We start from the raw sequence: 13,098 nt of genomic DNA on the forward strand, positions 1-13,098 counted from the left end.
CGGGACGACTGGCCGGGCAGGCGATGCCGCCACCCGGCACAACACTTACTGAATCGGGCTTAAGGTGATCTCAACGCGACGGTTCTGCGCTTTGCCTTCCGCCGTGCTGTTGCTGGCGATCGGATTCGCCGGGCCCATACCGCTGGTGCGAATACGGGTCGCCGCTACGCCCTGGGTGATCAGCGAGCTGGCCACCGCGTCAGCACGTTGCTGGGAGAGACGCATGTTCAGATCCTGGCTGCCGGTGCTGTCGGTATAGCCCAGCACGTTCACCGCGGTTTTTTCGTACTCCTTGAGCACCATCGCCACGCCGGTCAGGGTATTGGCCCCCGCCGGTTTCAGCGTTGAGCTGTTGCTGTCGAAGGTGACGTTGTTTGGCATGTTCAGAATGATGTTATCGCCGCTGCGGGTTACGCTCACGCCGGTGCCCTGCATTTTGTCGCGCAGCTTCGCTTCCTGCACGTCCATGTAATAACCGACGCCGCCGCCCAGGGCTGCGCCTGCTGCGGCGCCAATCAGCGCCCCTTTGCCGCGATCTTTTTTCGAGGAGGAGAGTGCGCCAACACCTGCGCCGACCAGGGAGCCGAGGCCTGCGCCAATGCCTGATTTACCCGCTTCGCGTTCGCCGGTGTAAGGGTTCGTTGTGCAGCCTGAAACAACCAGTGCGCCGCTCACCACGGCGGCAATCATAAGTGCGCTTTTTTTCATCTTCTTTCCTTAAGCTTTTTTATTCTTTGCCACGATGGGCGTGGCGGTTGATTATGACGTCCAGTTACGGAGAAAATTCCGGGGATAACTCTTAAATTTGTGTCTAATCATAAACAGCCTCAATGAAGGCTGAGAAAACCTGCAACCGGCAATCCAGGAGCACACGCTGTGACCACTTCAACGAAAACCATTCTGACTGCAGCCCACTGGGGGCCCATGCTGGTCGAGACCGACGGCGAGACGGTGCTGTCATCCCGCGGCGCGTTGCCGACAACCTATCCCAACTCCCTGCAGACCGCGGTGCGCGACCAGGTGCACAGCAAAACCCGCGTGCGCTGGCCGATGGTGCGTAAGGGGTTTCTCGCCTCGCCGGATAATCCGCAGGGGGTGCGTGGGCAGGATGAGTTTGTGCGCGTCAGCTGGGATGAGGCGCTGACGCTTATCGATGCGCAGCATAAACGCATTCGCCAGAGCTATGGCCCATCGTCCATTTTCGCCGGTTCGTACGGCTGGCGTTCCAATGGCGTGCTGCACAAAGCCGCAACCCTGCTTCAGCGCTATATGAGCCTGGCGGGCGGCTATACCGGCCATCTGGGGGACTACTCCACCGGTGCGGCGCAGGCCATCATGCCGTATGTGGTGGGCGGCAACGAAGTGTATCAGCAGCAGACCAGCTGGCCGCTGGTGCTGGAGCACAGCGAGGTGGTGGTGCTCTGGAGCGCCAACCCGCTCAACACCCTTAAGATCGCCTGGAACGCCAGCGACGAGCAGGGCATCCCCTATTTCGACGCGCTGCGTAAAAGCGGCAAGCGCCTGATCTGCATCGATCCGATGCGCTCCGAAACCATGGATTTCTTTGGCGAGCGCGCCGAGTGGATCGCCCCGCATATGGGCACCGATGTGGCGATGATGCTCGGCATCGCCCATACGCTGGTTGAGAATGGCTGGCAGGATGAGGCGTTTCTTGCCCGCTGTACCTCCGGGTATGAAAAATTTGCTGACTACCTGCTTGGAACGACGGACGGTATCGCCAAAACCGCCGAGTGGGCCGCCGACATTTGTGGCGTTCCGGCAGATAAAATTCGTGAACTGGCGGCGTTATTCCACAATAACACCACCATGCTGATGGCGGGGTGGGGGATGCAGCGCCAGCAGTTTGGTGAGCAAAAACACTGGATGCTGGTCACCCTCGCGGCGATGCTCGGCCAGATTGGTACGCCGGGTGGCGGCTTTGGCCTGTCGTATCACTTTGCTAATGGCGGTAACCCGACGCGTCGGGCGGCGGTGCTGGCCTCGATGCAGGGTTCGGTCAAGGGCGGTACCGACGCGGTGGATAAGATCCCGGTCGCCCGCATTGTGGAAGCCCTGGAAAATCCCGGCGGTTTTTATCAGCACAACGGCCTGGATCGCCACTTCCCGGATATCCGCTTTGTCTGGTGGGCAGGCGGGGCTAACTTTACCCATCATCAGGATACCAACCGCCTGATCCGCGCCTGGCAAAAACCGGAGCTGGTGGTAATCTCCGAATGTTTCTGGACGGCGGCGGCGAAGCATGCCGATATCGTGCTGCCGGCGACCACCTCGTTTGAACGCAACGACATGACCATGACCGGCGACTACAGCAACCAGCATATGGTGCCGATGAAGCGGGTTGTGGCGCCGCGCGATGAAGCGCGTGACGATCTTGATGTGTTTGCCGAGCTGAGCGAGCGCTGGGAGCCGGGCGGCGGCGAGCGTTTCACCGAAGGTAAAACCGATCTGGAGTGGCTGGAGACGTTCTATGAGATTGCCGGGCAGCGCGGCGCGGCACAGGGAGTGACCTTAGCACCCTTCGCCGAGTTCTGGGAAGCCAATGATATCGTCGAAATGCCGGAATCTGAGGTGAACGCCAGATTCGTGCGCTTCGCGGATTTCCGTCGCGATCCCGAGGGCCATCCGCTTAAAACCGAGAGCGGCAAAATCGTGATTTACTCCGAGCGGATCGCCAGCTTCCAGTATGCCGACTGTCCGCCGCACCCGATGTGGCTGGCGCCGGACGAGTGGCATGGCAATGCTGAGCCGGGGCAGTTACAAATTCTCTCTGCCCATCCGGCGCATCGTCTGCACAGCCAGTTGAACTACTCCTCACTGCGCGAGCAGTATGCGGTGGCCGGACGCGAGCCGGTGACGCTCCACCCGGATGACGCCAGCGCGCGCGGTATTGCCGATGGCGACGTGGTCCGCGTCTGGAACCATCGCGGGCAGGTCCTGGCAGGCGCGGTGGTCAGCGAGGGCATCAAGCCGGGGGTGATCTGCATTCATCAGGGGGCATGGCCGGATCTGGATCCTGATAACGACGGGATTTGTAAGAACGGGGCGGTCAACGTGCTGACCAAAGATCTCCCCAGCTCGAAGCTGGGGAATGGCTGCGCGGGAAATACTGCGCTGGCGTGGCTGGAAAAATATCAGGGGCCGGCGCTTACGCTGACGGCGTTTGATCCGCCTGCCAGCTCATAAGCCAGGTCGGGTGTTGGGTATCTTCCTGCCAGGCGCTGTCTTCAATGCGAAAGCCCTGAGCGTGGTAGAAATTCACCGCCCGATTGTTCTTCTGGTAGACCTCGAGACTTAAAGAGGGGTAGCGCTGCTGAACATGTTTTATCAGCGCATGCCCGATCCCTTTGCCCGCAAAGGCCGGATCGACAAACAGCGCGCCGATAAACCGGGATTCCATCACGCTGATAAACCCGCGAAGCTGGCCTTTCTCTTCCCATACCCATGTCTCGGCCGACGGCAGGTAAACCTCTCGCACCACCGCTTTGCTCTCCAGCCAGTATTGCGCATCGATAAAGGGATGGGCGACGGTGGTGCTCTCCAGCCAGAGTGTCAGCAGGGGCTCGACATCGTCATTGAGCCATTTGCGGATCATGTTGACCTCCGGGGTGACAGTGGCAGGCGGTGACGTGATCGTTGACCAGCCCGCAGGCCTGCATAAAGGAGTAACAGATGGTGGTGCCCACGAATTTAAAGCCGCGCTTTTTCAGCGCCTTCGACAGGGCATCTGAGGCTGGCGTAGAGGTGGGGATCTCTGCAAGCGTCGCCGCCTGGGTCACCTGCGGGATGTTATCGACAAAAGACCAGACGAAATCGGAAAAGCGCTCGCCGTTCTCTTCCATCGCCAGATAGGCCCGGGCGTTGCCGATAATGGCTTCGATTTTGCCGCGATGGCGGATAATCCCCGCGTCCAGCACTAACCTGTCGACATCGGCAGAGGTCATCCCGGCGACAAGGACCGGATCAAACTGGTGAAAGGCCTGACGATAGTTTTCCCGTTTTTTAAGCACGGTGATCCAGGATAAACCGGCCTGCTGACCTTCGAGACAGATCATCTCGAATAAATGCTTTCCGTCAGTTTCCGGTACGCCCCACTCTTGATCGTGATAGGCGATATAAAGCGGATCCTGGCTAACCCAGCCACAACGTTGCATCGTTTCTCTCCCTATTTGCTCCTGAAATTACAAAAATTTCAATCGACCCGGCTTGACGTGTCACCTAAAGAGACAATAGTTAATACAGGTTGATACGCAACATCCCTCATGTTGCAACCTGGCCTCAATTAAACAAACACAAATATCGCCGAACTCGGCTCTTCTCTGGAGTCGCTTTGATGATGATAAAAAATATCAGTGGCCGCCATGCCGTGACAGGTATGGCGAGCTTGTTGGCCTGTCTGATTTCAGGCAACACAGCAAACGCCTGGCAACAGGAATATATCGTTTCGGATACAAAAAGTAATACCACCGAGCGTTATACATGGGACGACGATCACCAACCGCGGTATGAGGACATTCTCAAAGAGCGGATCCTCTCCTCGCAGAATACGCCCGGTTTAGCGCTGAATTTACCTGATTCCTCTCCTGTGGAGGCTACCAGCTCAATGAGTGTGGGCTGGAGTATTCCCGTGGCCCGCCGTTTCACGACCGGACCGGTTGCCGCCTGGCACTATGACGGCTCCACGCCCAATATGTACAACGAGTTTGGCGATAGCGTGAACACGCAGTCGCTGATCGACCCGCTGTGGCACGCCAGCGTAAGTACGCTCGGCTGGCGCGTGGATACGCGCGTGGGCGATGTGCGACCGTGGGCGCAAATCAGTTATAACCAGCAGTTCGGTGATAATCAGTGGAAAATGCAGTCCGGCCTGGGACGCCTGGTGCCGTCCACCCAATACGGTAACTGGATGGATGTCACCGTCGGGGCCGATATGCTGATCAATCCTCATATGGCGGCCTATGCCTCGATGTCGCAGGCTGAAAATATGACCACCGGCGAGGATTACCTTTATACCCTCGGCGTCAGCGCCAGGTTCTGAATTAGGCACGTAAATCGCCTGTGCAGCGCCGGAAGCGAGCCTTCTCCGGTGCGGTTCAGACGGTTGTCCAGGCCATTCATTCCTGATTTTCGGCATTTCATTCCACGCCCTCTGCATTTCATGCCGTTTTACCCCTGGTAAGGTAAGGTTTTGGATATCGTTGTCAGCAGTGAATTTCCCTTTTTTCTGCTGCAGGACAACTGCCATGAACACTTCAACTTACAACCGCACCCGCTGGCTGACCCTCTTCGGTACTATCGTGACCCAGTTCGCTCTGGGGTCGGTCTATACCTGGAGCCTGTTTAACAGCGCTCTTTCCGACAAACTCAATGCCCCGATAAGCCAGGTGGCTTTCTCCTTTGGTTTGCTGAGCCTGGGCCTGGCGCTCTCTTCGTCCATCGCCGGTAAATTACAGGAACGCTTCGGCGTGAAGCGCGTCACGATGGCTTCCGGTGTGTTGCTGGGGCTGGGCTTCTTCCTGACCGCCTATTCCAACAATCTGATGATGCTGTGGCTGAGCGCCGGGGTGCTGGTCGGGCTGGCGGATGGTGCAGGCTATCTCTTAACCCTGTCGAACTGTGTGAAATGGTTCCCGGAGCGTAAAGGGCTGATCTCCGCCTTTGCCATCGGTTCTTATGGCCTTGGCAGCCTGGGCTTCAAATTTATCGACAGCCAGTTACTCGCCACCGTCGGCCTTGAAAAGACCTTTATGATCTGGGGCGCAATCGTGCTGGTGATGATCCTGTTTGGCGCTACCCTGATGAAAGATGCGCCGCAGCAGGAGGTGCAGACGGTCAATGGCGTTGTCGAGAATGACTTTACGCTGGCCCAGTCGATGCGTAAGCCGCAGTACTGGATGCTGGCTGTGATGTTCCTGACGGCCTGCATGAGCGGTCTGTATGTGATTGGCGTAGCGAAAGATATCGCCCAGGGGATGGTAAAACTGGATGCGGCAACAGCGGCCAACGCGGTAACCATTATCTCTATCGCCAACCTCTCTGGTCGCCTGGTGCTGGGGATCCTCTCCGATAAAATTGCCCGTATCCGTGTCATTACCCTCGGCCAGGTGGTTTCCCTGGTGGGAATGGCGGCTCTGCTTTTCGCCCCGCTCAACGAAGTGACCTTCTTTGCGGCTATCGCCTGCGTCGCGTTTAACTTCGGCGGCACCATCACCGTCTTCCCGTCGCTGGTCAGTGAGTTCTTCGGCCTGAATAATCTGGCGAAAAACTATGGCGTTATTTATTTAGGTTTTGGTATCGGCAGTATTTGCGGTTCGCTTATTGCTTCGCTGTTCGGCGGTTTTTATGTGACTTTCTGCGTAATATTCGCCTTACTTATCCTGTCTCTGGCCCTGTCTACCACTATTCGCCAGCCGCAGCGTGAAGTGTTGCAACAAGCGCATGCTTGATTAAAACTACCTCTAAGGGCCGGATATTCCGGCCCTTTTTGTTTTTATAAACTGTAAAGAACAGGCCGGTTGTAGGCCATCGGACTTGTTTTTTTGTAAATATTTGCAGGGATCACATTCTCTGCTGCCACTTTTTCTTTTCCCTGTGGTCTACTTACCGCGCTTAAAGACGTTTCTTATAACGTACTCCCAGGCAATGAAATAACCTGTTCACTTTTTGACCAAGAGTGAAGCGGCTCTACTTTACCTTTTTCCAGGTTGCATTAATGAAATATATCAAAGCGATGACGCAACAAAAGCTCAGCTTTTTACTTGCGTTGTACATCGGTCTGTTTATGAATGGCGCGGTTTTTTTCCGTCGGTTTGACGGTTACGCGCAAGACTTTACCGCCTGGAAAGGAATCGCTGCGGTCGTTGAATTGGTTGCTACTGTACTGGTTACCTTCTTTTTACTGCGTTTGCTGTCGCTGTTTGGCCGCCGTGTCTGGCGGGTACTCGCCACGCTGGTGGTGCTGTGCTCGGCAGGTGCCAGCTATTACATGACCTTTATGAACGTGGTGATCGGCTACGGCATTATTGCTTCGGTGATGACCACAGATATCGACCTCTCGAAAGAGGTGGTCGGTTTACACTTTATTCTCTGGCTGGTTTGCGTCAGCATCCTGCCGCTACTGCTTATCTGGAACAACCGCTGCCGCTATACGTTGTTGCGCCAGCTGCGTACCCCCGGACAGCGCACCAGAAGCGCTGCGGTGGTGGTGCTGGCAGGCTTAATGGTCTGGGGACCTATCCGCCTGCTGGATTTACAGCAGAAGAATGTCGAGCGTACCTCCGGCGTGGATATGCCGAGCTATGGCGGCGTGGTGGCGAACTCCTATCTGCCTTCAAACTGGATCTCCGCGCTGGGGTTATACGCCTGGGCGCAGGTGGATGAATCTTCCGACAATAAATCGCTGTTGAATCCGGCGAAGAAATTCACCTATCAGGCGCCTTCGGATCTGGATGACACCTACGTTGTCTTCATTATCGGTGAAACCACGCGCTGGGATCACATGGGCATTCTGGGCTATGAGCGGGATACCACACCGAAACTGGCGCAGGAGAAAAACCTTGTCGCCTTCCGCGGTTACTCCTGCGATACCGCGACCAAACTCTCGTTGCGCTGCATGTTCGTGCGTGAGGGCGGGGCGAGCGATAACCCACAGCGAACGCTGAAAGAGCAGAACGTTTTCTCAGTGCTGCGTCAGTTGGGCTTTACCTCCGACCTCTATGCGATGCAGAGCGAGATGTGGTTCTACAGCAATACCATGGCCAACAACATTGCCTACCGTGAACAGATTGGCGCTGAGCCGCGTAACCGCGGTAAAAGCGTGGACGACATGCTGCTGATCGACGAGATGCAACGCTCGCTGGAGAGCAACCCGAACGGTAAACATCTGATTATCCTGCATACCAAAGGGTCGCACTTTAACTATACCCAGCGTTATCCGCGTAGCTTTGCGAAATGGACGCCGGAGTGTAAAGGCGTGGATAAAGACTGCAGTAAACAGCAGCTGATCAACTCTTACGACAACTCGGTGACCTATGTGGATCACTTTATCGACAGCGTGATTGACCAGCTGCGCGATAAGAAAGCCATTGTTTTCTATGCCGCCGACCACGGTGAGTCGATTAACGAGAAAGAGCACCTGCATGGTACGCCGCGCAAGATGGCCCCGCCGGAGCAGTTCCGCGTACCGATGATGGTGTGGATGTCTGATAAGTATCTGGAGAACCCGGAGAAAGCCAAAATGTTTGCGCATCTTAAAGCGCAGGCGGATATGAAGGTGGCTCGTCGTCATGTGGAACTGTACGACACCATTCTCGGTTGCCTCGGTTACACCTCGCCGGACGGCGGGATTAACGAGAATAACAACTGGTGTAAAGTGCCGGACAGCGCCGCGAAAGCCGCAAAGTAACGGGCCTGGCGACTTTATAGCCGATCGAAAGGCTTTTGCAAAATAAGGGATTGACGGAGGCAGAGCGTAGCAGTAAGATGCGCTCCGCATTCGGCGAGTAGCGCAGCTTGGTAGCGCAACTGGTTTGGGACCAGTGGGTCGGAGGTTCGAATCCTCTCTCGCCGACCACATTCGAAACCCCGCTCTTTGAGCGGGGTTTTTTGCATCTGAAGGTTATGAGGATGAGAACCTCCGGGGCAGGAGGTTCGACTCGAGCGAAGCGAGAGAACGTTGCTTCAGCAACGGCCCGCAGGGCGAGTCACGGAGTGACGAGTTATCCTCTCTCGCCGACCACATTCGAAACCCCGCTCTTTGAGCGGGGTTTTTTGCTTTTATGGGTTACAGTAATACACCCCATCAGAACGTTATTATTCAAAAGTAATTAAAATAGCGGTTACCGCGCTTTCCCCCTGCCTGTTAACGATTATGTGACATATTCCATTGTATTTTTTTATATATGGAATGATCTTTTTTCGCGTTGCTTATACATAACCTCAGCATTTTCCCCTGTGCGTTTTAACGTTCACGGCATTTAGTGCGCAGATAATCGCCATTCCGTAAGAAAATTTACCCCGGTTGAATAAATGTTAATCACTGGTTGTAGCAGAATGCATAGAGAGTTGTGCTGCATCATGGCGGGTAGCATAAATTTCCCTGCTGAAAATAGGTCCCGGTGGTTTTTTTAATCTTTGTTTGCCAATTCTCACACTTAGCGTAAATCCCCGTCACCTGTATTGACGTTTTCACATTCTGTTGACAGATTGTAGGGCACGAGGGGCATTTCAGGGAGGATCTGCGCTGCAACTCAGTCGCTCTTCTGAAAGGAATCTCCATCCCTTATCACGCCTTAGGGCAACACCGACCAGACCGGGTAAAAAAAAATTAAAGGTCAGGCGGAGTAACACAACAAAAACATCACATTGGAGCAGAATAACAATGAGTATTTCCTTGAAGAAGTCAGGGATGCTGAAGCTTGGTCTGAGCCTGGTAGCCATGACTGTCGCAGCAAGCGTACAGGCAAAAACCCTGGTCTACTGTTCTGAAGGCTCGCCGGAAGGCTTTAACCCACAGCTCTTTACCTCTGGTACAACGTACGACGCAAGCTCTGTACCTATCTATAACCGTCTGGTTGAATTCAAAACCGGTACTACGGAAGTTATTCCGGGTCTGGCAGAGAAGTGGGACATCAGCGAAGACGGCAAGACCTACACCTTCCACCTGCGCCCGGGCGTGAAGTGGCAGGACAGCAAAGAATTTAAACCTACGCGCGACTTTAACGCCGACGACGTGGTGTTCTCCTTTGACCGTCAGAAAAATGCCCAGAACCCGTACCACAAAGTATCCGGCGGCAGCTATGAATACTTTGAAGGGATGGGTCTGCCGGATCTGATCAGCGAAATCAAAAAAGTGGACGACAACACCGTTCAGTTCGTGCTGACCCGTCCGGAAGCGCCATTCCTGGCTGACCTGGCCATGGACTTCGCCTCTATTCTCTCTAAAGAGTATGCGGACAACATGCTGAAAGCTGGCACCCCGGAGAAAGTTGACCTGAACCCAATCGGTACCGGTCCGTTCCAGCTGCTGCAGTATCAGAAAGACTCCCGCATTCTTTACAAAGCGTTTGAAGGTTACTGGGGCACCAAGCCGCAGATCGACCGTCTGGTCTTCTCCATCACGCCTGACGCCTCCGTGCGTTACGCCAAGCTGCAGAAGAACGAGTGCCAGGTTATGCCGTACCCGAACCCGGCTGACATCGCGCGCATGAAGCAGGATAAAAACATCAACCTGATGGAGCAGGCGGGTCTGAACGTCGGCTATCTCTCCTTCAACACCGAGAAGAAACCGTTTGATGACGTGAAAGTACGTCAGGCGCTGACCTACGCGGTGAACAAAGAAGCGATCATCAAGGCCGTTTATCAGGGCGCTGGCGTTGCCGCGAAGAACCTGATCCCACCAACCATGTGGGGCTACAACGACGACGTTAAGGATTACACCTATGACGTTGAGAAAGCGAAAGCGCTGCTGAAAGAAGCGGGCCAGGATAAAGGCTTTACCGTTGAGCTGTGGGCGATGCCAGTACAGCGTCCTTACAACCCGAACGCGCGCCGTATGGCAGAAATGGTTCAGGCTGACTGGGCGAAAATCGGCGTTCAGGCCAAGATCGTGACCTACGAGTGGGGCGAGTACCTCAAGCGTGCTAAAGCGGGTGAGCACCAGGCTGTGATGATGGGCTGGACCGGTGACAACGGGGATCCGGATAACTTCTTCGCGACCCTGTTCAGCTGCGCCGCGGCGAAAGATGGTTCTAACTACTCTCGCTGGTGCTACAAGCCGTTTGAAGATCTGATTCAGCCGGCGCGTGCCGCAGAAGATCACAACAAGCGTATCGAACTGTACAAACAGGCTCAGGTTGTCATGCATGAGCAGGCGCCAGCGCTGATCGTGGCTCACTCAACCGTGTACGAACCAGTGCGTAAAGAAGTTAAAGGCTATGTGGTTGATCCACTGGGCAAACACCACTTCGAAAACGTCTCTGTTGAATAATTAAAAGCGTAAGGGGTGCGACAGCACCCCATGCCCGGCGGCGCTGCGCTTGCGCGGGCCTACAAATGTAGGCCGGGTAAGCGCAGCGCCACCCGGCAGTAGTTTTGTGAGCAATACAGACGTCGCGCCTCCAGGCGTACGTCATTAGAGAGAATCCGGGTTATGTTGCAGTTCATCCTCCGACGTCTGGGACTTGTTATCCCTACGTTTATCGGTATCACCCTTCTCACCTTCGCTTTCGTCCATATGATCCCCGGTGACCCGGTAATGATTATGGCGGGCGAGCGTGGCATTTCTCCTGAACGTCATGCACAGCTGTTGGCCGAACTGGGGCTGGATAAGCCGATGTGGCAGCAGTACCTCCACTATATCTGGGGTGTGATGCATGGTGATTTGGGCATTTCGCTGAAAAGCCGTCTTCCGGTGTGGGAAGAGTTCGTACCACGTTTTAAAGCGACGCTGGAGCTCGGTGTCTGCGCCATGATTTTTGCCGTCGCCGTTGGTATTCCGGTGGGCGTGCTGGCTGCGGTAAAACGTGGCTCCATCTTTGATCATACTGCCGTTGGCCTGGCGCTGACCGGCTACTCCATGCCTATCTTCTGGTGGGGCATGATGCTGATTATGCTGGTTTCGGTGCAGCTGAACCTGACGCCTGTCTCAGGACGCGTCAGCGATATGGTCTTCCTCGATGACACCAATCCGCTGACCGGCTTTATGCTGATCGACACGGCTATCTGGGGTGAAGAGGGCAACTTTATTGATGCGCTGGCACACATGATCCTGCCTGCGATGGTGCTCGGGACAATCCCGCTGGCGGTCATCGTGCGTATGACCCGTTCGTCGATGCTGGAAGTGCTGGGCGAGGACTACATCCGTACTGCCCGCGCCAAAGGGCTGACCCGTATGCGGGTGATCATCATTCATGCACTGCGCAACGCCATGCTGCCGGTGGTCACGGTTATCGGTCTGCAGGTGGGGACGCTGCTGGCAGGGGCGATTCTGACCGAAACCATCTTCTCCTGGCCGGGCCTGGGCCGCTGGTTGATTGACGCGCTGCAGCGCCGTGACTATCCGGTGGTTCAGGGCGGTGTGTTGCTGGTGGCGACGATGATTATCCTCGTCAACCTGCTGGTCGATTTGCTGTACGGCGTGGTGAACCCGCGTATTCGTCATAAGAAGTAAGGGGCCATCATGTCACAAGTTACTGTAAATAAAGCTGCACCGGTGCCAATGACGCCGATGCAGGAGTTCTGGCACTACTTCAAACGCAACAAAGGCGCGGTGGTAGGGCTGGTATACGTTTCCATCATGATCCTGATCGCCGTGTTTGCGAACGTGCTCGCGCCGCATAACCCGGCGGAGCAGTTCCGTGATGCGCTGCTTGCACCCCCGGTATGGCAGGACGGCGGCACCCTGACGCATCTGCTGGGTACCGATGACGTGGGCCGTGATGTGCTTTCCCGTCTGATGTACGGCGCACGTCTGTCGCTGCTGGTTGGCTGTCTGGTGGTGGTGCTGTCGCTGATCCTCGGCGTGGTGCTGGGCCTGATCGCTGGTTACTTTGGCGGCCTGATTGATAACACCATCATGCGTATCGTCGACATCATGCTGGCTCTGCCAAGCCTGCTGCTGGCGCTGGTGCTGGTGGCGATCTTCGGCCCGTCAATCGGCAACGCCGCGCTGGCCCTGACCTTTGTTGCCCTTCCTCACTACGTGCGATTAACCCGTGCGGCGGTGCTGGTGGAAGTGAACCGTGACTACGTTACCGCCTCTCGCGTGGCGGGCGCTGGCGCGATGCGTCAGATGTTCATCAACATTCTTCCAAACTGCCTTGCGCCGCTGATTGTTCAGGCGTCGCTCGGCTTCTCTAACGCCATTCTCGATATGGCCGCCCTTGGCTTCCTTGGCATGGGTGCGCAGCCGCCAACACCGGAGTGGGGCACCATGCTCTCCGACGTGTTGCAGTTCGCGCAAAGCGCCTGGTGGGTCGTGACCTTCCCGGGTCTGGCGATCCTGCTGACGGTGCTGGCATTTAACCTGATGGGTGATGGTCTGCGTGATGCACTTGATCCCAAACTGAAGCAGTAAGAGGC

Annotated in this window: 10 protein-coding genes, 1 tRNA gene and 1 other RNA gene; 9 read left to right on the forward strand and 3 right to left on the reverse strand. The window is 55.8% G+C overall.

The window, feature by feature from the left end; all coding sequences use genetic code 11:
- Positions 1-45 precede the first annotated feature (45 nt).
- Complete coding sequence (locus C2U54_RS05780) at positions 46-708, reverse strand: OmpA family lipoprotein (RefSeq protein ID WP_103177784.1); 663 nt, start codon at positions 706-708, stop codon at positions 46-48.
- Between the two features lie 216 nt (positions 709-924).
- On the opposite strand from C2U54_RS05780, the gene C2U54_RS05785 reads away from it, so the two are divergent.
- Positions 925-3,204: a molybdopterin guanine dinucleotide-containing S/N-oxide reductase gene (locus tag C2U54_RS05785; RefSeq protein ID WP_233210496.1), complete on the forward strand. Its 2,280-nt coding sequence runs from the start codon at positions 925-927 to the stop codon at positions 3,202-3,204.
- Here the strand turns inward: C2U54_RS05785 and C2U54_RS05790 are convergent.
- Positions 3,167-3,613, reverse strand: a complete 447-nt coding sequence (locus tag C2U54_RS05790) for an N-acetyltransferase (protein WP_103177786.1) — start codon at positions 3,611-3,613, stop codon at positions 3,167-3,169. The genes C2U54_RS05785 and C2U54_RS05790 overlap by 38 nt on opposite strands.
- Positions 3,591-4,172: a DNA-3-methyladenine glycosylase I gene (tag, locus tag C2U54_RS05795; protein WP_103177787.1), complete on the reverse strand. Its 582-nt coding sequence runs from the start codon at positions 4,170-4,172 to the stop codon at positions 3,591-3,593. The genes C2U54_RS05790 and tag overlap by 23 nt, the downstream gene beginning before the upstream one ends.
- 179 nt (positions 4,173-4,351) lie before the next feature.
- On the opposite strand from tag, the gene C2U54_RS05800 reads away from it, so the two are divergent.
- From C2U54_RS05800 to dppC, 8 genes are all read left to right on the forward strand, one after another.
- Entirely contained in the window at positions 4,352-5,056 is a 705-nt protein-coding gene (locus tag C2U54_RS05800; protein ID WP_103177788.1) for an autotransporter domain-containing protein, read from the forward strand.
- Between the two features lie 205 nt (positions 5,057-5,261).
- Positions 5,262-6,464 (forward strand): L-lactate MFS transporter, encoded by a 1,203-nt coding sequence (locus C2U54_RS05805; RefSeq protein ID WP_103177789.1) that lies wholly within the window; start codon positions 5,262-5,264, stop codon positions 6,462-6,464.
- A 266-nt stretch (positions 6,465-6,730) separates the two neighbouring features.
- The gene (gene eptB / locus C2U54_RS05810; protein WP_103177790.1) at positions 6,731-8,422 is read left to right on the forward strand and encodes a kdo(2)-lipid A phosphoethanolamine 7''-transferase; all 1,692 of its coding nucleotides are present in this window, start codon (positions 6,731-6,733) and stop codon (positions 8,420-8,422) included.
- Positions 8,423-8,513: 91 nt separating this feature from the next.
- Positions 8,514-8,590, forward strand: a tRNA-Pro gene (locus C2U54_RS05815).
- A 33-nt stretch (positions 8,591-8,623) separates the two neighbouring features.
- Positions 8,624-8,755: non-coding RNA, RtT sRNA (locus C2U54_RS05820), on the forward strand.
- A gap of 642 nt (positions 8,756-9,397) precedes the next feature.
- Positions 9,398-11,005, forward strand: a complete 1,608-nt coding sequence (dppA, locus tag C2U54_RS05830; RefSeq protein WP_103177792.1) for a dipeptide ABC transporter periplasmic-binding protein DppA — start codon at positions 9,398-9,400, stop codon at positions 11,003-11,005.
- 162 nt (positions 11,006-11,167) lie between these two features.
- Positions 11,168-12,187 (forward strand): dipeptide ABC transporter permease DppB, encoded by a 1,020-nt coding sequence (dppB, locus tag C2U54_RS05835; protein WP_103177793.1) that lies wholly within the window; start codon positions 11,168-11,170, stop codon positions 12,185-12,187.
- Between the two features lie 9 nt (positions 12,188-12,196).
- A complete protein-coding gene (dppC, locus tag C2U54_RS05840) occupies positions 12,197-13,093 on the forward strand; it encodes a dipeptide ABC transporter permease DppC (RefSeq protein ID WP_103177794.1) in 897 nt (298 codons plus the stop codon).
- Positions 13,094-13,098 lie beyond the last annotated feature (5 nt).

Source organism: Leclercia sp. LSNIH1 (assembly GCF_002902985.1).
In the GTDB taxonomy this organism is placed as follows: domain Bacteria; phylum Pseudomonadota; class Gammaproteobacteria; order Enterobacterales; family Enterobacteriaceae; genus Enterobacter.

Coding starts and splice junctions, on each gene's coding strand:
- dppB (WP_103177793.1), top strand. CDS start 11,168: ATGTTGCAGTTCATCCTCCGACGTCTGGGACTTGTTATCCCTACGTTT.
- eptB (WP_103177790.1), top strand. CDS start 6,731: ATGAAATATATCAAAGCGATGACGCAACAAAAGCTCAGCTTTTTACTT.
- tag (WP_103177787.1), bottom strand. CDS start 4,172: ATGCAACGTTGTGGCTGGGTTAGCCAGGATCCGCTTTATATCGCCTAT.
- dppA (WP_103177792.1), top strand. CDS start 9,398: ATGAGTATTTCCTTGAAGAAGTCAGGGATGCTGAAGCTTGGTCTGAGC.
- C2U54_RS05790 (WP_103177786.1), bottom strand. CDS start 3,613: ATGATCCGCAAATGGCTCAATGACGATGTCGAGCCCCTGCTGACACTC.
- C2U54_RS05785 (WP_233210496.1), top strand. CDS start 925: ATGCTGGTCGAGACCGACGGCGAGACGGTGCTGTCATCCCGCGGCGCG.
- C2U54_RS05800 (WP_103177788.1), top strand. CDS start 4,352: ATGATGATAAAAAATATCAGTGGCCGCCATGCCGTGACAGGTATGGCG.
- C2U54_RS05780 (WP_103177784.1), bottom strand. CDS start 708: ATGAAAAAAAGCGCACTTATGATTGCCGCCGTGGTGAGCGGCGCACTG.
- C2U54_RS05805 (WP_103177789.1), top strand. CDS start 5,262: ATGAACACTTCAACTTACAACCGCACCCGCTGGCTGACCCTCTTCGGT.
- dppC (WP_103177794.1), top strand. CDS start 12,197: ATGTCACAAGTTACTGTAAATAAAGCTGCACCGGTGCCAATGACGCCG.